This is a genomic window from Marinobacter sp. B-12 (assembly GCF_056857915.1).
This window is the reverse complement of sequence record NZ_JBSXOB010000063.1, coordinates 186,641-208,248: the sequence shown is the minus strand read 5'-3', so window position 1 is coordinate 208,248 and position 21,608 is coordinate 186,641. Positions and strand designations below refer to the sequence as shown.

Genomic DNA, 21,608 nt, shown 5'->3' with positions numbered 1-21,608 from the left:
TTGAATGACCTTATCGTGCGTTATCCAGCCAGCCGAGACCTTCGAGCGTCGTCGTCGCAGGCTTGTACTCGCAGCCGATCCACCCCTGGTAGCCCAGGCGATCAAGATGGCCGAACAGGAACGGGTAATTGATTTCCCCGGTGCCGGGCTCGTGGCGCCCTGGATTGTCTGCCAGCTGCACATGGCCGATTTGTGAAAGGTGCTTTTCGATGGTCGGGGCCAGGTCGCCCTCCATGATCTGCATGTGATAGATGTCGTATTGCAGTTGCAGGTTGTCGCTGCCCACTTCCTCGAACAACGCCAGGGCCTGCCCCGTCCGGTTGAGGAAGAAGCCGGGTATGTCGCGGGTATTGATGGGCTCGGCGAGCAACAGGATGCCCGCCGCTTTCAGTTTTTCGGCGGCAAAGCGCAGGTTGTCGATCAGGGTTCGACGGGCCTGTTCTTCGCTTACCGTGTTTGGTCGGATACCCGCCAGACAATTCAGTTGCTTGCACCCAAGCACGGTGGCGTAGTCAACCGCCAGGTCCACGCCTTCACGAAACTCGTCGACCCGATCCGGGTGGCAAGCAATACCGCGCTCACCAGCTGCCCAATCCCCGGCCGGAAGGTTGTGCAGCACTTGGGTAAGGCCATGGGCATCCAACTGCTTTTTGATGTCTGCCGCGGGGTAATCGTAGGGGAAAAGATACTCTACGCCCTGGAAGCCTGCCGACGCGGCGGCCTGGAAGCGGTCAAGAAAATCCTCCTCGGTGAACAGCATGCTTAGATTCGCTGCAAACTTAGGCATTTTTGGGTCTCCTACTCGTCCATTTTTGGGTCTTCGCCCCCTACCTGACACTTTCCACAGGTCGGGGGCGATTGATTGCGATACTCAGGTCAGGCTGGCAATTGAGGTCGGCGCATCGGTGACGTTCTCTACCAATGCTTCGAACTCGTTAACACCGTCAAGGTCGGTCCCCATGGCAATGTTGGTCACACGCTCAAGGATGATCTCGACCACAACCGGCACACGGTGTTCGTGCATCAGTTGCCGCGCCTGTACAAACGCCGGGCCAATGTCATCAGGCTTGGTGACCCGCAACGCCTTGCAACCAAGGCCTTCGACAACCGAGACGTGATCAACGCCATAGTCGTTTATCTCCGGGCAGTTAACGTTCTCGAACGACAGCTGTACGCAGTAGTCCATGTCGAAACCACGTTGCGCCTGACGGATCAGCCCCAGATACGAGTTGTTCACGAGGACATGGATGTAGGGCAGCTTGAACTGTGCCCCGGCCGCCAACTCCTCAATCATGAACTGGAAGTCGTAGTCCCCGGAGAGAGCGACGACCTCGGCCTCGGGATCGGCACGGCATACGCCCAGAGCTGCTGGAATGGTCCAGCCCAGCGGTCCGGCCTGGCCGCAGTTGATCCAGTGCCGCGGTTTGTACACGTGCAGGAACTGCGCCCCGGCGATCTGGGACAGGCCGATGGCGGTCACGTACCGGACGTTCTTGCCGAACACCTTGTTCATCTCTTCGTAGACGCGCTGCGGCTTGACCGGCACATTGTCGAAGTGAGTCTTGCGCAGCAGGGTCTGCTTGCGCTCCTGGCATTCCTGAGCCCAGGCGCCGCGGTCCTTGAGCTTGCCTGCGGCGCGCCACTCCTTGGCCACGGTAATGAAGAGTTCCAGCGCCGCCTTGGCATCAGAGACAATCCCATAATCCGGCCCGAAGATACGGCCGATCTGGGTGGGCTCGATGTCAACATGAACAAACTTCCGGTCCCTGGTATAGGCCTCAATGCTACCGGTGTGCCGGTTCGCCCAGCGGTTACCAATGCCCATCACGAAGTCGGACGCGAGCATGGTGGCGTTGCCATAACGATGGGACGTCTGGAGCCCCACCATGCCGGCCATCAATGGATGGTCATCGGGAATCGTCCCCCAGCCCATCAAGGTCGGAACAACGGGAACACCCGTAAGCTCTGCAAACTCAACCAGAAGGTCGCTCGCATCACTGTTGATAACGCCGCCACCGGCAACCAGCAGGGGCTTGTCAGCATCGTTCAGCAAGGTAAGCGCTTTCTCGATCTGCGCCCGTGAAGCCGCCGGCTTGTAGGCAGGCAACGATTCGTAGGTGTCCGGATCAAATTCGATCTCGCTCATCTGCACATCGATGGGCAGGTCAATCAGAACAGGACCAGGGCGGGAGCTGCGCATCAACTGGAACGCCTGCTGGAACGCCCGCGGCACCTGGGCCGGCTCGAGGACGGTAACCGCCCATTTGGTCACCGGGCCGGCGATGGCCTGGATGTTCACCGCCTGAAAGTCTTCCTTGTGCAGCTTGCTTCGCGGCGCCTGCCCAGTGATGCAGAGAATGGGTATGGAGTCGCCCGTGGCAGAGTACAGCCCGGTGATCATGTCGGTGCCAGCAGGTCCTGACGTTCCGATGCAGACACCGATGTTGCCTGCTTTTGTGCGGGTGTAACCCTCCGCCATATGAGAGGCCCCCTCCACGTGGCGCGCGAGGACGTGGTCAACCCCTCCAACCTTGCGCATGGCGGAATAGAACGGGTTAATCGCCGCTCCGGGCACTCCAAAGGCAATATCGATACCTTCTTTCTTCAAAACGTGAACAGCGGCTTCTGCTGCGGTCATGCGAGTCATGGTGTTTCCTCCGAAGTAAGGTTGTTCTTGTATTCGAGGCGAAGCTCGTCCCGGCGCATGAAACGTCTGTGCACCGTCGGTAAAGGTTGAATGGAAATTCAGCCAGTGGATCAGTCAGATAGGTCGAGGAGCACACGCACCTCCATTCCGTACTCGTCGCAGTTGTGCCCCGGACCGCCGCGATCGATAACCAGGAATTCGCCTTCCCGATCCAACACCGACTGCACGGCGTGCCAGGTACCCGCGCGGTAATTCACTCCCTGGAAACCATCGGTGACAAAGGCGCGAACTTCATCAGGGCTGATCGTGTCGCCTGGGGGTGCGACAACAACCAGGAATCGCTCCTCGTGCAGGGGCATAAAGGCCTGGCTGCCTTGCGGGTGGCGCTCCAGGAACGACAGCTCAAGCGGTAACGTCACCGGCTGGCTGACAAAAATACTCACCAGAACCCGTGCCTCATCACCGAGCAGCTCCACCTTCGCCAGATCATGGTGGCGCTGGGTGCGCCCTGCATTGATGGCAAAGGAGTCAGCCGTGCGCCGGTCTATAACATCCCCAAACTCGGCGAATGCCTCCTGGCTCAGCGGTTGTGCTTTGAGTTCCAGCATAAAATGTCCTCGTCTCAGCTCAGCGCGAACCGAATCCGCTGAGTTTCATGTGCCGGTTCACGTCCTTGTAAAGCAGGTAACGGAAAGGTCCCGGCCCACCGGCGTAGCATGCTTGCGGGCAGAAGGCCCGAAGCCACATGTAGTCACCCGCCTCCACTTCAACCCAATCCTGGTTGAGGTGATAAACCGCCTTCCCTTCCAGCACGTAAAGGCCATGCTCCATCACGTGGGTCTCGGCAAATGGAATGACTCCGCCGGGCTGGAAATTGACAATATTTACGTGCATGTCGTGGCGAATGTCCTGCGGATCAACAAAGCGTGTTGTCGTCCAACGACCCTCAGTTCCTGGCATCTCGGTGGGCGTTATGTCTGTCTCATTGGTGACAAAGGCCTCAGGCACATCAATGCCGTCTACATGCTCGTAGGCTTTTCGCACCCAGTGAAAACGCAGCGTCGCGTCGCTCTCGTTGAACACTTGCCAGGACGCACCCGGCGGGATAAAGGCATAGCCGCCCTCCTGCATCCGGTGTTGTTGGCCGGCGATGGTCAGGGCCATCTCGCCTTCAACCACAAACAGGACCCCTTCTGCGCATGAGTCCAGCTCTGGTCGCGAGCTGCCGCCCCCCGGAGACACTTCCATGATGTACTGGGAGAAGGTTTCGGCGAACCCGGACAGCGGGCGTGAAAGCACCCAAAGCCGGGTTTTTTCCCAATGCGGCAAGGCACTGGCGACGATATCCCGCATCACGCCCCTGGGAATGATGGCGTAGGCTTCAGTAAAAACCGCACGGTCAGACAACAACTGGGTCTGAGGCGGATGCCCGCCAGCGGGAGCGTAATACGTAGGTTTGTTCACAGATCGATTGCTCATTGCTGCTCCTTGGATGAGAGCGGGTGGTGGTGCTCGGCCCAATGGCGGGCAATATCCACACGTCTCGTAACCCAGACACGATCATGGGCTTCTATGTGATCGAGGAATCGCTGCAGGGCCCGAAAGCGCCCCGGCCGACCTACCAGCCGACAGTGGAGACCAACGGACAGCATCTTTGGCACGTCCTCACCCTCGGCATAAAGCACGTCGAAGGCATCCCGCAAATACTGGTAAAAGTCCTCTCCGGTGCCGAAGCCTTGTGCTGAAGCAAAGCGCATGTCGTTGGTGTCCAGGGCATAAGGCACCACCAGATGGTTGTGCATCTCGCCCTGGCTATCGTACTGACGGGTCCAGAACGGCAGATCGTCTCCGTAGTAATCGCTGTCGTAGAGAAAGCTGCCTTCGTCCAGTACCAGACGGCGCGTGTTCTCGCTGTCGCGCCCGGTATACCACCCAGCCGGTTTCTCACCGTATAAAGCCTCGAAGATCTCGATGGCCCGACGCATATGCGCGCGCTCTATACTTTCCGGAATATTCTGGTAATGAATCCAGCGCCAACCGTGACAGGCGACCTCGTGACCCAGTTCTTTAAAGGCATGGGCAAGTTCGGGGTGCCGCTCAAGCGCCATCGCCACGCCAAACACCGTCAGCGGCATGCCGCGACGCTGGAACTCGTTCAGTACCCGCCATACCCCTGCCCGCGAGCCGTACTCATAAATTGATTCCATGCTCATGTGCCGGCTTGGGTAGGCCTCGGCCCCGGCGATTTCGGACAGGAACTGCTCCGAATGCGTATCGCCATGCAGAACGCAGTTCTCCGCACCTTCCTCGTAATTGAGAACGAACTGCACGGCAATGCGTGCCCGACCAGGCCAATTTGCATGGGGAGGCTCAGAACCGTAACCAATCAGGTCTCGGGGGTAATGATCTGGATTAGCCGGACTCATCAAGCAACTTCCTTTTTCCAATCCGTTTGGCAGGCCGTTGGTGCCGACTCGCCTTCAATGTTCATTGTATACTTAATCATACTATATTGTATCCAACTTGAACGCAACACTCATTCACCCCAGTTCTTGATGATTTCGCGCTCTTCTTTCGTCATGTTCGTGGAGTTGCCCAGCGGCATGTATCCGTTCGCCACAACCTCCTGGATCTTGGCCTGATGGCTGAGAATCTGATCAACCGCATCAAACGCAAAGCCCGCAGGCGGAGCCGAAAACGCCGGGTTCTCCGGTTGCTTCGAATGGCAACCCACACAGTGCTGTTCAATTGTCGCGCCCACGTTGGCAGCCAGGGGGGATTCACTTGTCTCCTGTGTCGTACTGGGCTCGGCGTTTGCCTGAGCCACTGCCACCTGGGACTCTCCCGTGGGCGCGGCCACCCAGAACGTCAGCAGAATCAGCACACCGCCTGCGAGAAGGTAGGAAGGCTGGGTTTTGCCCGCGTGCATCAGTACGAAAAACTGGCGGATAACGGCGCCGGCAAATATGAGCAGCGACATCACCAACCACGCCTGAGCCTCTGTATACGCAAAGGCGTAGTGATTACTGATCATCAGCAGAACGACGGGCAGCGTGAAGTAGGTATTGTGTACAGAGCGTTGTTTACCGCGCTTGCCATCAATCGGATTGGGCTCCTCGCCCGCCTTCATGGCATCGACCATGCGGCGCTGGCCCGGAATGATCCAGAAAAAAACGTTCGCGGACATGGCTGTCGCCATGACGGCACCAGTCAGAAGGAAGGCGGCGCGGCCAGCAAACAATTGCGTGCTTACATAGGCAACAATGACAAGAAGCACCCCAACCGCAATACTCAGAATGCCGTCGCGCTCCATGTTGGGGCTTATGCGCTTGCACAACTCATTGTATACAACCCACCCGAATGCCAGGAAAAGCACCGCCGAAACGTTGGCCTGCCATCCACTTAGCTCAGCAGCCCACTGCCAACTGCTATTGGTGTTAACCAGGTAGAAGCCTGGGTTGACCATGTAGAGAATAACGAACAGTGCGAAACCCGACAGCCAGGTGGTGTACGATTTCCAGAACGACCAATGCAGGTCGGCAGGCAAAGTACCCGGGCTGGTGGCGTACTTTTGGTTGTGATAGAAACCGCCCCCATGCACGGCCCACATCTCACCAAAAACCCCCTTCTTTTTGCAGTTTTCGGCCTGTGGCGGCTTGAGGCTGTTATCCAGCATCACGAAGTAGATTGACTCACCAATCCACGCAATCGCCGCAATCACATGCAGCCACCGCAACATGAAATTCACAAAATCCAGAATGTAAGCTTCCATTAACCTGTTCTCTTGTTCGCACTGTTGTATTGATGACTGACCATCTCGACTCAGCTACCGCGGTAGGTGGAGTAGCTGTAGGGAGACAGTAGAAGGGGCACATGAAAGTGCTGAGAGGCGTCAGCCACGCCGAAACGCAATGGGATAACATCGAGAAAGCGCGGCTCGTCGGCTTCCACGCCCTGGCGCCGGAGATAGTCACCAGCGTGAAAGACCAGTTCGAACTGGCCTTTGGTAAAGGCTTCACCCTCAAGAATCGGGGCATCGCAGCGGCCATCATCATTGGTGGTGACTTCTTTCAGCAAAGTGCGCGATTCACCCTCCAGCCGGTATACCTCGATACGAATACCTTGTCCGGGGCGACCCAGCGAAGTATCCAGTACGTGTGTGGTAAGGCGTCCCATAAAGTTCTCCTGTCATGTGATGGCAGCTGGACCGCTGAAACCAGCGGCCCAATGGATCCGATGATGATAGCGAGGGTCAGAAGTGGAACTTGACCAGGGCGCTAACGGCATTTTCCGTATCTATATTCGGGCTACCGAATTTATTACGCCAGTACGAGTACTCTATACCGGCGAACAACACGCCAGCCTCTCCCGTGAAGTGGCCAAGGTCGAGTTTAAGCTGGGGGTTGATGTGCAAGTCCGCACTCTGACCACCACTTACCCCAGATGAATAGTCGACAAACCCGTCAAAGAGAAACAACGCGCTGCCCAGTTCGAACGGTGCCCCCCATGTTACGGTCAGTTGCCAGTCGTCCGGCGTGTCGAACGCGGTATTGTTTTCAACATAGTAGGCATTGGTATTGAAGTACTGAAATCCAGGGATGTCCCAGCCCAATCCAAGCCCATACATGTAGTTGTTCGCCTCTACCCCACCATCGAACTCATACTGGGCTGCCAGATATACATCTTTAACCGGCCCGAAACCCAGGTCCTGGCCGCTCAGCCAGCTCAAGCTCAGGCGAGGTGCGAACTCCCCGTAGGTGGAGTCAGCGTTACCTGAACCCCCCTGGACCTGATAGCGGTCAATGAAGAAGAACGTATCTCCCCAGTTATGGGCGGTCGCGTTTTCAAAGGTAAACACAGTCGCAGACTCTTTTTGAGAGCCAAAGATTTCATAGTCATCGCTATAAAGCAGCGACACACTGGAACTGCCGAAGAATTTTTCAGCGTGAGCAACCGGAGCAAACGCGGTGAAAACGCACGCCGCCAGCAGGATTTTTTGCAACAGTTTCATTATTACTACCTCTCGTGTTGTTGTTTTGGGGTAAAACCTCGGGTTTTGGTCAACCATGCGCCTTCTTCCGTCACAGGAAGGCGAACTTGGCGATAAAGATGACACAGAGCACATACAGGCTGACGGATACCTTCTTCCTCTGCCCGGTAAGCAGCTTCAACGTGGCATAGGTAACGAAGCCCAGCGCAATACCATTGGCGATGGAGAAGGTCAGCGGCATCATCACCACCGTAATGATGGCCGGAATGGTGTCGGTGATGTCCTTCCAGTCGATGTGGGCCATTCCACTCATCATCAACATAGCGACGTATATCAGCGCACCTGCGGTCGCATAGGCCGGGATCATTCCCGCAAGAGGTGCAAAGAAGGTTGCCAGCAGGAACAGCAAGCCGACAGTGACGGCCGTCAGACCAGTGCGACCACCCGCGGCCACGCCTGAAGCGCTTTCAACATAGCTCGTTACCGGCGGGCAGCCCACAAAAGAGCCCAAGACACTGGACGTACTGTCCGCTTTAAGGGATTTGGAAAGGTTTTCTATCTTGCCGTTCTCGTCAACCAGGTTTGCACGATGAGCCACCCCCATAAGTGTTCCCGCGGTGTCGAACATGTTCACGAAGAGAAACGCGAGCACAACGCTGATCATTCCCACGTTCAACGCGCCCGCAATATCCATCGCCAGCCAGGTTGGCGCCAGGCTGGGCGGGAGCGACACAACCCCGCCATATTCCACAAGCCCCATGCTCCAGCCGATCCCCGTTACCACGAGCATGCTCAGCAGGATGGCGCCGAAAACGTTGCGGTGGCTAAGCACCGCAATCAGCAAAAAGCAGATGGCAGCCAGCAGTGTTGAAGGTTCACCAAAAGACCCCATCGTCACCAGCGTCGCAGGGCTGTCGACGACAATGCCCGCCGTCTTCAGGCCAATAAGCCCGAGAAACAGACCAACCCCCGCCCCCATGGCAAAACGCAGGCTCATCGGAATGCTGTTAAGCAGCCATTCGCGGATTCGCGAGAGGCTCATAATCATAAACAGGATGCCGGAGAGGAAGACCGCGCCGAGGGCAACCTGCCAGGTATAGCCCATTTCGCCAACGACGGTGTAGGTAAAAAACGCGTTGAGCCCCATGCCCGGAGCCAATCCCACCGGCCAGTTGGCGTAAAACCCCATGAGCAGGCAGCCAAGTGCCGCCCCCAAACAGGTGGCGACGAACGCAGCACCATGATCAAGGCCGGCCGCAGCCATAACATTGGGATTAACGAAGATAATGTAGGCCATGGTTACGAAGGTGGTCAGGCCCGCCATCAGCTCAACTTTAACTGAGCTTCCATGCTGACGGAGCTTGAAAATGCGCTCGAGCCAGTCCGTTCTCGCTAACGCTCCGAGCGAGCGCTTCTGCTGATCGATGTTTTCCACAAGGTATTCCTCATCATTGTTGTTTTCTATCACCCAGAGCAGAGCCCTTGAGGCAGGTGATGGCTGGTTTGCCATATTGGCATTTCCTGACTTGTCGGTCAGGAACCACAACTCCGATTATGCTTTTGTATACAACAATTGCAACACAATTCTTATAACGATTGTGCACAAGAAAAAAGATGGACCCGAAGAGGTATGGCAGAAAGGTTTCAAGCCAAGGGTGGGCATGCTCATCAGCGGCAACGGGCAGCCCGCCAGTGGCACGCTATCGGCGGTGAACGGACGCGCCCGCGCTGAAGGTTTCCTTCACCACACGGTCATCGCCAAGAATCATGAGGGCAAACAGTGTTTCCTCCAGGCTTTTGGAATGCTTCAGGCGGTAACTGACCAGGGGCGTGGCCTCATAATCCAGCACAACAAAGTCCGCCTCTTTCCCGGCCCGCAGGCTGCCAATCCTGTCATCAAGGTAGAGGGACCGGGCTCCGCCCAGTGTCGCGAGGTAAAAGGCCTTAAAAGGATCCAGCTTCTGCCCCTGCAGTTGCAGCACCTTATACGCCTCGTTAAGACTTTGAAGCTGGGAAAAACTGGTACCCGCTCCTACATCCGTGCCCAGGCCAACGCGCACCCCATGCGACTCCAGGTGCGCCAGGTCGAGCAAACCACTGCCAAGGAAAAGGTTCGACGTCGGGCAAAAGGCAACCGCTGAGCCAGTGTCGCCCAGACGCCGGCATTCATCGTTGTGCAGGTGAACACCGTGTGCAAACACTGACCGCTCACCAATCAGGCCATGGTGGTCGTATACATCGAGATAACCATCCCGCTCCGGAAACAGCTCTTTGACCCACTCTATCTCCTGTCGGTTCTCGGAAATGTGGGTGTGCATGTACAAGCCCGGGAATTCCTTGAAGAGCTTGCCTGCGAGCTCGAGCTGCTCATTAGAGCTCGTCGGTGCAAATCGGGGCGTCACCGCATAGGACAAACGGCCCTTTCCATGCCACCGCTCGATAAGTTCTTTGCTGTCCGCATAACCAGATTCCGCCGTGTCCACCAGGTAGTCCGGAGCGCAACGGTCCATCAGCACCTTGCCCGCAATCATCCGCAGGTTCAGCTTGGACGCGCGCTCGAAAAAGGCATCCACCGACTGTTTGTGGACGGTTCCGAAGACCAGGGCTGTCGTCGTTCCGTTTCTCAGCAGTTCGCGGAGGAAGATATCAGCCTGGGCATGAGCGTGCCGGGTATCATCAAATTGCCCCTCACAGGGAAAGGTGTAGGTTTCCAGCCAGTCCAGCAACTGAGCGCCATAGGAGCCGATGATTCCCACCTGCGGATAATGGATATGGGTATCGACGAAGCCCGGAGTTATCAGGGCATTCTCGTAGTGAACGACCTCAACCTCAGGAGACAGCGATGGTAACAGGCTTTCCGCCATGCCCACCTCGACGACAATGCCGTCCTCGACCACCAATAGGCCGTCTTCAAAATACTCGTAGGAACGTTCCGCACCCACCACACCCGGGTCGGCGATGCAGTGGAAAACAGAGGCACGGTAGGCTTTGCGCTGGGACATGGTCACTCTCGTCAGTTTTCTGTCGCATTGGTATTGTTGGCGACGATTGGATTGCGTGTCTCAGGGAAATTTAAACAGGATTGGCAGATCGGTCAATAAAAAACTGACCAACAAGTCAGGAAATTTTCATGGCCGAGAGCCGTCGATGGCATACGACGGCGGTATGCCAGGCACTTTTGAGTCAGGAGTCAGGAGTTAGGGCGCGAGGCCACAACCGCGCAGAATGACAGACGTCAGGAAATCCGCGGCGTGCTGAAAGTCACTCTCGGTGTATTCGCTCTTGTCCTCAATCGCGAGGATCTGGACCTGGAAGTCAGCGTAATGTTGCGTGGATGACCAAATCAGGAGGATGAGTTGCACCGGATCGACGGGCGCCATTCGCCCCGCGTCTATCCACTGCTGAATCACACCCGCTCGCGCCTGTACCCACTCCCGCATGGTCGTGGATAGATGATCCTTGAGGACCGGCGCCCCCTGAATGATTTCCAATGCAAACAGGCGCGATGCCAGGGGGTGAGTCCTGGAGAGCTCTACCTTGGCGTGAATAAAGCTGGTCAGGGTCGTGGCGGGGTCGTCTTCTGGCTGTATCTTCGAGAACATCTCGTTCCACCGCCCCATGATGTCATCCATCAACGCGTAGTAGATGCGCTTTTTATTGCTGAAATAGTAGAGCACGTTGGATTTCGGCAGGCCCGCCCTATCCGCAATTTTCTGAACGGTGGTTGCTCCGAAGCCGTTCTGGGAAAACTCCTTTTCCGCGGCCATCAGAATACGCTCACGATTGCGCTCACGGATTCGGCCCGGGCGCACTTTCTTGCGCTTGTCGCCTGATGACGTTGTTCGTTTCGTTTCGGGGGAGTCTGGTTCGATTTGACGGGTCATGGTGTCGGGTAACTTCAGGTTGGAACGTCGAGGCTCCGACGATAGCCGATCTCTGTGCGGCAATCAAAGGAATAGTCTTTACACAAAAAACTGGACTATTTGGTCAAGAAATTGTAAAAAGAATAACGGGCCCATGTGACTTTTGGCATCCGTGATGCGGCATCGCCTGTGCAACTACTGAAATCAATCAAGGGCTTACGCCAATGACTCTGATGCTCAGTCTTAACAAAGAGAAAAGCAGAAAGAGCCCGGCGCAAGTGCAGAAGAGCGGGAAAATTTGTGATCAGATTCTACTTGAACGGCCAACTACAAAAACTCAACCAAGTCGACCCGAATCTAAGCATCCTCGACTGGCTGCGCACCAGGAAGCGACTGACGGGCACTAAGGAAGGCTGTGCATCCGGCGACTGCGGAGCTTGCACCGTGGTGATCGGCTCGCCCGATCCTGAGCAATCCGGACAGCTCCGCTACGACAGCGTGAACAGCTGCATTGCGCTCGTCGGAAGCCTGCATGGCAAACATCTGGTGACCGTCGACGCGCTGACCCAAGAGCCAGCTCACCCGGTACAGAAGGAGATGGTGGAGTGTCACGGAGCCCAGTGCGGTTTCTGCACGCCGGGCATCATCATGTCACTGTTTGCCCTACATACAGAAAGCGCGGCGAATGGTTCCGTACCCGACGACGAGGCCTTACTGGAGGCGCTGTCGGGCAACCTTTGCCGCTGCACGGGCTACCGCCCAATCATCGAAGCCGGGCGCCGGGCTTGTGTGCAAACCTGGGAACCCGGCACCGGTAACGCCGTTCTGAGCCGAAGCAGTGCGCTCAGTGGCCCGGATGGCGCGACGCCGAACAACCCCGCGCCGGGTCTTGGCGGCATAGCCTGGCTGCAGGACCCCGAAATGATCGCCGACCTGTTAAGCGTGCAGAATACAGCTGGCGAACTCACCGACGATCACGGCTACCGATACGACGCACCAGTCTCTCTTGAGGCGCTGCGTGGGCTGTGCCATCAGTTTCCCAAGGCAAGGTTGATTGCCGGCGGCACCGACCTGGCTCTTGAAATCACCCAACAGCTCAAAGACCTTGATCACCTGATTGGTCTGAGTGGTGTCGAGGAGTTGCAGGTGATCAACGAGGACGAAGACGGGATCTATATCGGAGCCGGCGTCACCTACCGTGCAATGTTCCATAAGCTCGAGGAGCGTTGGCCGCACTTCGGGCCGATGCTGGAGCGCCTGGGTTCACGCCAGATCCGCAACCGCGGGACGGTCGGGGGCAATATCGGGAACGCATCGCCCATCGGAGACATGCCCCCGGCACTGATCGCACTGGGGGCAGAACTCGATCTGGACAGCGTTGATGGTACCCGGCGCCTGCCCCTGGAGGACTTCTTCCACGGCTATAAGCAGACCGACCTCCAGCCTCACGAGTTCATCCGGGGCACCTGGATCCCCAACCCGGCCCCTGACGAAAACCTGTTCATCTACAAAGTCTCCAAGCGCATTGATGACGACATTTCCGCGGTGCTGGGTGCCTTTTGGCTCAAGCGCGACGGCGAAACCATCAAGGACTGCCGCCTGGCCTTTGGCGGGATGGCAGCCACGCCAAAGCGGGCCAGTGGTGCCGAAGCGGCACTTCGAGGACAGCCCTGGAATGCAGACACGGTTGCGGCCGCTATTGCCGCACTGGAACTCGAATTTGAACCCATGACAGACGTGCGGGGGTCCGCAGCCTATCGCCTGCAAGTAGCCGGCAACCTGCTGCGCCGCGCGTTTTTGGAGAGCACTCAAGACACCACAACAACAAACCAGCCCCTCATGGTGACTGACTATGCGTAAACTACCTCCCAATATTCCGCGGCCCACCACAACGGCGAAAGGGCTGACAGGCACCCAGGCATTTCACGACAGTGCCTGGAAGCACGTTCGAGGACAGGCCCGCTATATAGACGACCTCCCCGAGCCCGCAGAACTCCTGCACGCGGCCGTCGGCCAGAGTACACACGCCCACGCCCGTATCACCGCCATGGATCTCAGCGAGGTTTGGGCCTACCCCGGCGTGGTTTCGGTCATGACCGTCGAGGACGTGCCCGGCCATACCGACATCGGGCCGGTCTTTCCTGGCGATCCGGTTCTGGCCGGAGATGTGGTCGAACATGTGGGCCAACCGCTGTTTGCCGTTGCCGCAACGAGTCATCGCGCGGCCCGCCAGGCGGCCCGACTTGCGAAAGTCAGTTATGAGCCCCTTCCTGCCGCGTTGACCGCGGAGGCCGCGCTTGATCAGCAGTTGTTCGTGCGCCCCAGCCATACCCAGCTGAGGGGCGACCCGGATAAAGCGCTTGCAGAAGCGCCGAATCGCCTTCAGGCCCAGATGCACGTTGGCGGACAGGAGCATTTCTACCTGGAAGGACAGGCGTGCCTGGTAGAGCCTACCGAAGACGCGGGCGTGTTTGTTCATACCTCCAGCCAGCACCCGTCCGAAGTGCAAAAGCTGGTGGCCGAAGTTCTTGATCTCCCTATTCATGAAGTCCAGGTGGAAGTACGGCGCATGGGTGGCGGCTTCGGCGGCAAGGAAACCCAGGCCGCCCCACTGGCCTGTATCTCGGCCCTGCTTGCCCGACGCACAGGACGGCCCGTTAAATACCGGATGGCGCGCTACGACGACATGGTACAAACGGGCAAGCGACACGACTTTTTCAACACCTATGACATTGGCTTCGATAACGAGGGTGTGCTGCGGGGTGCCGACATCATGGTGGCTGGCCGCTGTGGCTTTTCGCCGGACCTGTCCGATGCCATCGTCGACCGCGCCATGTTTCATTCCGACAACGCCTATAGCCTGGGGCAGGCGCGTGTTGTTGGCCACCGCTGCAAAACCCATACGGTTTCCAATACCGCCTTCCGAGGCTTCGGTGGCCCCCAGGGCATGATGATCATTGAGCGGGCGATGGACGATATCGCCCGCCATCTCGACATGGACCCGCTGGATGTCCGCAAGCGCAACCTGTACGGGCCTGGCCGTGATGTAACCCACTATGGTCAAACCGTCGAGCAACACGTATTGCCAGACCTGATCGACACGCTCGAGGCCAGCTCGGACTACCGTCAGCGTCGTACCGAGATTTCAAGGTTCAACAAAGAGAACTCGGTACTGAAACGGGGCTTGGCCCTGACACCGGTGAAGTTCGGCATTTCATTCACGGCCAAGCACCTCAACCAGGCCGGTGCACTGGTGCACGTTTACACCGATGGCAGCATTCACCTCAATCACGGCGGCACCGAAATGGGCCAGGGGCTTTACATCAAGGTAGCCCAGGTCGTGGCCGCGGCCTTCCAGGTGGACCTGGACCGGGTAAAAGTGTCCGCGACCCGGACCGACAAAGTACCCAACACTTCACCGACAGCCGCCTCCTCGGGTACCGACCTGAACGGCATGGCTGCCCTGAATGCCTGCGAGAAAATCAAGCAGCGCCTGGTCGGGTTTGCCGTTGAAACCTATGGCGTGAGCGCGGACTCGGTTCGGTTCGAAAACAATCAGGTCCATGTCGGCGAGCAGCCGTTCGGCTGGGCGGAGTTCGTGCAACAGGCCTACATGGCGCGGGTTTCGTTGTCTTCCAACGGGTTCTACAGCACTCCCAAGATTCACTATGACCGTGGAACCGGTCAAGGCCGGCCCTTCCTGTATTACGCCAATGGAGCTGCCTGCGCAGAGGTGGTGGTTGATACCCTCACCGGAGAGTACAAGGCCTTGCGGGTGGACATCCTCCACGACGTGGGACAATCGCTGAATCCGGCCGTGGACATTGGCCAGATTGAAGGCGGCTTTGTTCAGGGCATGGGCTGGCTCACCACCGAAGAGTTGGTTTACAGCGACGAAGGCCGGCTGTTGTCCAACGGCCCCGCGACCTACAAAATCCCGGCAGTCTCCGACGCGCCACCGGATTTCCGGGTAGCCCTGTTGCCTCACAGCCCCAACCGGGAAGCCACCGTATTCCGTTCAAAGGCCGTGGGCGAACCGCCACTCATGCTGGGCATGGCCGTATGGTCAGCCCTGCGTGACGCCGTTTCGAGCGTGGCGGACTATCGCTACAGCCCGCCCCTGGATACGCCTGCGACACCAGAACGGATGCTCCAGGCTGTCACTGCAACCGAGCGCTGGGTAGCAGCGCAGGGGGAACCGTCATGCAAGACCGCCTGACCTGGATCCAAGCCGTTGCTGACTGCGAACGTCGCGGTCAGCCCTATGTGTTGGTCACGGTACTGGGCGTAACAGGCTCGGTACCACGGGAGCCGGCCAGTAAAATGGTCGTCACCCGGGAACACAGCTACGACACCATCGGCGGCGGCCATCTGGAATACCGGGTGATCGCCCGCGCCCGCGAGCGCCTGGCAAACCACGAATACAGTTACGAGCTGGCGCATTTCCCCCTGGGCGCCAGCCTTGGACAATGCTGTGGTGGTAGCGTGGCGGTCCTGCTGGAAGCCCAGTCTGGCGGCGACGCCCGCCTTGTGGTCTTTGGTGCGGGTCACGTCAGCCATGCCCTGATGCGCATCGTGGGGGATTTGCCCTGGCAGATCACCTGGGTCGACTCCCGGCAGGAATGTTTTCCCGCCACAGTTCCCACCAACACCACCGTTCACTGTACCGACGACCCGGCCGGGGATGTTCCGGGTCTGTGCAGCAATGCTCATGTGCTGATTCTTACCCACAACCACGCACTGGATTACGATCTCTGCCAGGCGCTGCTCAAACAGGATGATGTGCTGACCATCGGTCTGATCGGCTCGCAGACCAAAGCGGAGCGGTTTCGCAAACGCCTTGATCACCGTGGGTATACCCAAACGGACATCGACCGCATTCGGTGCCCCGTCGGGCGCAGTGACATCCCGGGCAAGCGGCCCATGGAAGTCGCAGTGTCCATTTCCGCCGAGCTTCTTAGCCTGGTCGCTTCCGACACAGCCGAGAAACCCTCAAAGCGAGGTCTCTCCTGGGGGGCACTCAAAGCTCTGACGAAGGAAGTTAAATCTGGAGAGGTCGAGGTTGTGGGCCAAAAAACGTGACTCAGCAGGTAACCTGACATTTCTGCCAACCCCAGGCCAGCACCCGCTCGAGCGCTGGCCTGGCTTACAGCCCGCCGTCAAAAGTTCAATTTGCTCACAATTTTTCTTGACAAGTAATACATAATTGTACGAAGTTATCGGTCATGATGTATACAACAAAGAGCTGTAGAAATGACCGAAACAGACCACAGATTATGGATTCGCAATCCGCTTGCCTGCTCTGACCCAAGCGCTGCCGGCGGTATTGTCGTCGCAGGAACAGGAATTGTGGAAAAGGTGGCCGGGGGGCAGCAACCTCACCAGCCCGTCAACGAGACCTTTGATGCTTCAGAGCATGTCCTGTTACCCGGCTTGGTGAATACCCACCATCACTTCTACCAAACCCTGACCCGTGCCTATTCCCCCGCGCTCAATAAAGAGCTATTTCCCTGGCTGACCACGCTTTACGATGTCTGGGCCAATCTCAACGACAGCCAGATGGCCCTGGCCAGCGAACTGGCGATGGTCGAGCTGCTGATGTCGGGATGCACCACCGTAGCAGACCATCACTACGTCTTTTCCGGCGCGTTGGTCAACGCGATTGACTGTCAGGTCGAAACCGCCCAGCGCCTCGGCGTCCGTGCCGCCCTGACCCGCGGATCCATGAGCGTCGGGCGCGACGATGGTGGCCTGCCGCCACAGTCCGTGGTCCAGGACGAGCAAACCATTGTCGAGGACAGCCAGCGTCTTATCGACCGTTATCACCAGCGTGCTGAAGGGGCCATGACCACCATCGCCCTGGCCCCCTGTTCACCGTTTTCAGTAAGCCGGGAGTTGATGCGCGAGAGCGCGCGGCTTGCAGAGAAGAACGACGTTCGCCTCCACACCCATCTTGCCGAAACTGAAGATGAAACTGCCTACTGCCAGAAGCTGTTTGGCATGCGCCCTCTGGATTACCTCGAGGACAGTGGCTGGCTCACCGATCGCACCTGGCTGGCCCACGGTATTCATTTCAACGACGGTGAGATTCAGCGCCTCGGTCGCGCAGGCACGGGCATCGCCCATTGCCCCTCTTCAAACATGATTCTGGGCTCGGGGCTGTGCCGCACTCTCGAGCTCGAAGCTGCCGGCTCACCGGTCGGACTTGCGGTCGATGGTTCAGCGTCAAATGACCACTCAAACCTTGCTTCGGAAATGCGCCAGGCTCTGCTTCTGGGCCGCCTGCGTTACTCCCCAAGCCAGGTCACACACGAAGCCGTCATCCGCTGGGCAACGGAAGGCTCGGCCCGCTGCCTGGGACGAACGGATATCGGCGGACTGGAGCCAGGCCAGCAGGCTGACCTGGCGCTGTTCAAACTTGATGAGCCGCGCTTCTCAGGCGCGGAGAACCCACTGGCTGCGTTGCTGCTGTGTGGCGCGCACCGCGCTGACCGGGTCATGGTCGCCGGGCGCTGGAGAGTGACCGGCGGCCAGCCCTGCGACGTCGACCTTGACGCGCTGATGGCACTCCATGATGAGGCTGCCCGCCAACTAAGGAGAGCCATTTAGAAGATCTTTGTAGAGCTATTGGTAGTCAACAGTCAGGCATTCCTACAAAAACAACCACTAGGAGAGACTCATGACAACAAGTACATCCGAACGGCCAGATACCGGTCCAGGTGACCGTTATAGCACCCGCGACGTTAATGCCATGCCACCCCTGAGCCGCGCGATACCTTTGGGCATTCAACATGTTCTGGCGATGTTCGTTAGCAACGTGACCGTGCCGATCATCATCGCGGGGGCGGCGGACCTGCCTCCCGACCAGACCGCTTTTATGGTTCAGGCTGCGATGTTTGTTGCTGGCATCGCCACCCTGTTGCAATCTCTGGGCCTCGGGCCCATCGGTGCTCGTCTTCCTATTGTCATGGGGACCAGCTTCGGATTCGTACCGGTCCTGATTCCCATTGCCATCGGTATGGGGTTGCCCGCCGCCCTTGGGGCGGCGTTGTGCGGAGGCGTCGCAATGGCGCTGATGGGGTTGTTTCTTCCCTGGTTTCGGTTTTTGTTCCCGCCAGTGGTGACTGGAACCTTTGTCGTAATGCTGGGCATTTTGTTGATGCCCGTTGGCCTCGCCTACGCTGGCGGTGGTTTCGGCGTATCGGATTTCGGTGCCCCTCATCACATCGGACTGGCCTCACTTGTTCTCGTCGTAACAGTGGGTCTTCACCAGTTCGGCCGAGGTGTCTGGAGTGAAATTGCCCCACTGGCCGGCTTGCTGGTTGGCTTCGCCGCTGCCGCTGGTTTTGGCTATGTCGATTTTTCCAAGGTGGGCGATGCGGACTGGGTGACGTTCCCCACCCCGCTCGGCATTGGTATCGAGTTCCATATGGCCGCCATTATCCCCGTGGTAGTGCTGTCTCTGGTCACCGTGGCCGAATCCATCGGCGATATAGTAGGTACCACCGCAGGCGGGCTGAACCGTGAGCCCACCAGGAAGGAGCTCTCTGGTGGCGTCATGGCCGATGGCATCGCGAGCGTGTTCGCGGCCATTTTCAATGCCTTTCCCCAGATCAGTTTCAGCCAAAACGTAGGCATGGTCGCATTGACGGGTGTCGTTAGCCGCTATGTGGTGGCGATTGGTGGCGGATTCCTGGTGTTGGCCGGTCTGTTGCCAAAGCTCGGAGGTCTCGTTTCCAGTATTCCCAACGCGGTACTCGGCGGTGCGGTATTGCTGATGTTCGGTATGATCGCCAGTGCCGGCATAAAAATGCTCAGCCAGGTGCCGTTCGACAAGCGTAACATGCTGATCATTGGTACTTCTCTGACCATAGCGGTGGGTTTACCGGCGCAAGAGGGGTTGTATGCCAATCTGTCGGAAAACCTGCAAGCGATGATCGAGTCCGGATTGATCCCCGGGGCCCTTACCGCCATCGCGCTGAACCTTATTCTTCCAAAAGTCCATAAACCGGTGCCCGACGGCGCTGAACGGACAGAAAGTACTTTGATAAAACCTGATTCACTTTGAACATCCAGAGGGGCTGGGAGAGCCCCTTGGGCGCCGTTATTTCACTCAAGGAGGGAGGGACAGGAGAAGGCGTTTCCTCAGACAGCAATACGCAATCGCCGTGGAGTACCGATGAGCATTCGCCTAAAACTAATCATAGGAATGGGGGCAGCACTGCTTGCCAGCACGCTGCTGTTGGTTTCCCTTAATATCGTCCAGATGCGAGGGCTTCTTGATCGATACCTGCTTAACTCGGCCCTGCCATCCAGCCTGGAGGCCATAGCAAACTCCGTTGAGCGCGACCTCCAGGCTCCTATTACAGCGTCACGGCTAATCGCGGGGAACAGCTACCTCAAAGAGTGGATAGGTGACAACGAACCACAGCAGGGGCTCGGCGCCGCCACCCGATATCTGGAGGGGGTCAGGCGCAGCCAGGAAGCCGCCTCCGCCCACTTCGTGTCGGCAAACACGGGCAACTACTACACCCATCAGGGCATCGACAGGGTGGTTACTCCCCAGGCGGACCGCTGGTTCTATAATTTCCTGGAAAGCGGCGAGACCATGGACCTGTCGCTGGACGTGGACAAAGCGACGGGCAAACCTACCCTCTTCATCAATGCCCGCATGGAGGATGGCGGTGAGGCTATCGCAGTAACCGGCGTCGGAATCGGGCTTGATCAGATGGCTGAGCGAATCAGGGAATTCCGCTTTGGTGAAACCGGCATCGTGTACCTGGTGTCTGAAACCGGCCAGGTCAACATTCATCCTGACCTGCAGCAAACAGACCAGCCCCTATCGAAGGTTATCTCTCCGACGGCCGCCGCCGAACTGTTCCAGGACTCAACGTACCATCTGACCGAGTTTGAGCGTGATGGCCGTCGCTACGTCGCCGCCAGCCTGCCTCTGTCGATCACGGACTGGCGCGTCGTCGTAGAGGTTCCGTCTGCCGAGATTTATGGCGAAGCCAGCCGGGCCAACCAGACATCCTTGCTCGTCGGCGTCCTCGTAGCCCTTGTTTTCCTGGGCATCATAGCTCTGGTCGCCACTCGCATGACGAAGCCACTGACGAAAATCACTCGGGCGTTGACCGAAATTGCCAAGGGAGGCGGAGACCTCACCCAGGAACTGGCCGTTGAACGCAAAGACGAGCTGGGCCAATTAGCCACCGGGTTCAACCAGTTTGTCGGGTCACAACGAGAGATGGTTCGGGGTCTTCTGGAGACGGCAATCCGGCTCAAGGGCTTTGTCGAGCAAACCTCCACCGTCATGACGGCCAACACCGACCGGGCCAAGGAGCAAAGCAGCCTGACGGACTCCGTCGCCACAGCGGTGTGCGAGATGGAAGCTACGGTTCAGGAAATTGCCAAAAGCGCCACGGAAACGGCAAACCAGCTGGAGCAGGTCGGCAACAGCGCCAGTGACATCCGTGACGGCATGTCGCGCTCCATCGCCCAGGTTGAGGGAATGGCGGAGAACATCCGTGAATCGGCCTCGGCAATCCAACAGTTGGCCGTGGAAGCGCGGGATATTGGCCAGGTGATCGAAGTGATCAATGCCATATCTGACCAGACCAATCTACTGGCTTTGAACGCAGCCATCGAAGCGGCCCGGGCCGGTGAACACGGGCGCGGATTCTCTGTGGTCGCCGACGAAGTTCGCAGCCTGGCACAGAAGACGCAATCATCAACCAAGCAAATCCGAACCATTATCGAGCGTTTACAGGAGGGCTCCGAGCGTGCGGTCGAAACCATGGCCACAAGCGAGAAAGCCACCGAAGAAACCGTCAGCACTTCCGCCAGCATGGGCAAAGCCCTGGATGGAATCGGCGAAAACGTGGACCGGATTGTAGAGATGAGCCACCAGGTGGCTGCGGCAACCGAAGAACAAAGTTCCGTCACCGAGGAGATCAGCTCCAACGTTCAGGACATCTCTCATCTCAGCACGCGTTCGAGCGAGGACATGATGACCGCCAGCCGTGAGATTGAAGAACTGCGTGCGATGGCTGAAAAGCTCGAAGCCCAAATGAAAGCGTTCCGGCTCGACCGTGAGGACTGACTCAAC

17 protein-coding genes are annotated in these 21,608 nt (G+C 58.0%); 6 read left to right on the top strand and 11 right to left on the bottom strand.

Annotation, left to right across the window (positions count from 1 at the left end; translation table 11 throughout):
* Positions 1 to 10 precede the first annotated feature (10 nt).
* The 11 genes from hyi to AC13D2_RS18580 all read right to left on the bottom strand — a co-directional run bounded on the left by hyi (position 11) and on the right by AC13D2_RS18580 (position 11,521).
* Positions 11 to 787: a hydroxypyruvate isomerase gene (hyi, locus tag AC13D2_RS18630; protein ID WP_300494312.1), complete on the bottom strand. Its 777-nt coding sequence runs from the start codon at positions 785 to 787 to the stop codon at positions 11 to 13.
* Positions 788 to 871: 84 nt separating this feature from the next.
* Positions 872 to 2,647, bottom strand: a complete 1,776-nt coding sequence (gene gcl / locus AC13D2_RS18625) for a glyoxylate carboligase (protein ID WP_482939019.1) — start codon at positions 2,645 to 2,647, stop codon at positions 872 to 874.
* A gap of 110 nt (positions 2,648 to 2,757) precedes the next feature.
* Positions 2,758 to 3,255 carry an ureidoglycolate lyase gene (locus AC13D2_RS18620; RefSeq protein ID WP_482939018.1) on the bottom strand — a complete coding sequence of 166 codons (498 nt, stop codon included), beginning with the start codon at positions 3,253 to 3,255 and terminating at the stop codon, positions 2,758 to 2,760.
* Positions 3,256 to 3,274: 19 nt separating this feature from the next.
* On the bottom strand, positions 3,275 to 4,111 hold the full coding sequence (locus AC13D2_RS18615) for a bifunctional allantoicase/(S)-ureidoglycine aminohydrolase (RefSeq protein ID WP_482939027.1): 837 nt from the start codon (positions 4,109 to 4,111) through the stop codon (positions 3,275 to 3,277).
* Positions 4,112 to 4,122: 11 nt separating this feature from the next.
* Positions 4,123 to 5,073 (bottom strand): allantoinase PuuE, encoded by a 951-nt coding sequence (gene puuE / locus AC13D2_RS18610; protein ID WP_482939017.1) that lies wholly within the window; start codon positions 5,071 to 5,073, stop codon positions 4,123 to 4,125.
* 110 nt (positions 5,074 to 5,183) lie between these two features.
* Positions 5,184 to 6,419: a urate hydroxylase PuuD gene (locus AC13D2_RS18605; RefSeq protein ID WP_482939016.1), complete on the bottom strand. Its 1,236-nt coding sequence runs from the start codon at positions 6,417 to 6,419 to the stop codon at positions 5,184 to 5,186.
* 50 nt (positions 6,420 to 6,469) lie between these two features.
* Positions 6,470 to 6,823: a hydroxyisourate hydrolase gene (uraH, locus tag AC13D2_RS18600; protein ID WP_292049935.1), complete on the bottom strand. Its 354-nt coding sequence runs from the start codon at positions 6,821 to 6,823 to the stop codon at positions 6,470 to 6,472.
* A gap of 76 nt (positions 6,824 to 6,899) precedes the next feature.
* Positions 6,900 to 7,715, bottom strand: a complete 816-nt coding sequence (locus AC13D2_RS18595; protein WP_421911954.1) for an outer membrane protein OmpK — start codon at positions 7,713 to 7,715, stop codon at positions 6,900 to 6,902.
* Between the two features lie 13 nt (positions 7,716 to 7,728).
* Positions 7,729 to 9,105, bottom strand: coding sequence for an NCS2 family permease (locus tag AC13D2_RS18590; protein ID WP_482939026.1), 1,377 nt, complete (start codon positions 9,103 to 9,105; stop codon positions 7,729 to 7,731).
* 232 nt (positions 9,106 to 9,337) lie between these two features.
* Positions 9,338 to 10,639, bottom strand: coding sequence for a guanine deaminase (gene guaD / locus AC13D2_RS18585; protein WP_482939015.1), 1,302 nt, complete (start codon positions 10,637 to 10,639; stop codon positions 9,338 to 9,340).
* A 195-nt stretch (positions 10,640 to 10,834) separates the two neighbouring features.
* On the bottom strand, positions 10,835 to 11,521 hold the full coding sequence (locus AC13D2_RS18580; RefSeq protein ID WP_300494327.1) for a TetR/AcrR family transcriptional regulator: 687 nt from the start codon (positions 11,519 to 11,521) through the stop codon (positions 10,835 to 10,837).
* A gap of 279 nt (positions 11,522 to 11,800) precedes the next feature.
* On the opposite strand from AC13D2_RS18580, the gene xdhA reads away from it, so the two are divergent.
* The 6 genes from xdhA to AC13D2_RS18550 all read left to right on the top strand — a co-directional run bounded on the left by xdhA (position 11,801) and on the right by AC13D2_RS18550 (position 21,602).
* Positions 11,801 to 13,360, top strand: a complete 1,560-nt coding sequence (gene xdhA, locus AC13D2_RS18575; protein ID WP_300494328.1) for a xanthine dehydrogenase small subunit — start codon at positions 11,801 to 11,803, stop codon at positions 13,358 to 13,360.
* Complete coding sequence (gene xdhB, locus AC13D2_RS18570; RefSeq protein WP_482939014.1) at positions 13,353 to 15,719, top strand: xanthine dehydrogenase molybdopterin binding subunit; 2,367 nt, start codon at positions 13,353 to 13,355, stop codon at positions 15,717 to 15,719. The genes xdhA and xdhB overlap by 8 nt, the downstream gene beginning before the upstream one ends.
* Positions 15,704 to 16,582, top strand: coding sequence for a xanthine dehydrogenase accessory protein XdhC (gene xdhC, locus AC13D2_RS18565; protein WP_292049929.1), 879 nt, complete (start codon positions 15,704 to 15,706; stop codon positions 16,580 to 16,582). The genes xdhB and xdhC overlap by 16 nt, the downstream gene beginning before the upstream one ends.
* Positions 16,583 to 16,753: 171 nt before the next feature.
* Positions 16,754 to 18,109, top strand: a complete 1,356-nt coding sequence (locus tag AC13D2_RS18560; RefSeq protein ID WP_482939013.1) for an 8-oxoguanine deaminase — start codon at positions 16,754 to 16,756, stop codon at positions 18,107 to 18,109.
* Positions 18,110 to 18,179: 70 nt separating this feature from the next.
* Positions 18,180 to 19,568, top strand: coding sequence for a uracil-xanthine permease family protein (locus AC13D2_RS18555; RefSeq protein WP_421911950.1), 1,389 nt, complete (start codon positions 18,180 to 18,182; stop codon positions 19,566 to 19,568).
* Positions 19,569 to 19,679: 111 nt separating this feature from the next.
* Positions 19,680 to 21,602: a methyl-accepting chemotaxis protein gene (locus AC13D2_RS18550; RefSeq protein WP_482939012.1), complete on the top strand. Its 1,923-nt coding sequence runs from the start codon at positions 19,680 to 19,682 to the stop codon at positions 21,600 to 21,602.
* The last annotated feature ends 6 nt before the right edge of the window (positions 21,603 to 21,608 follow it).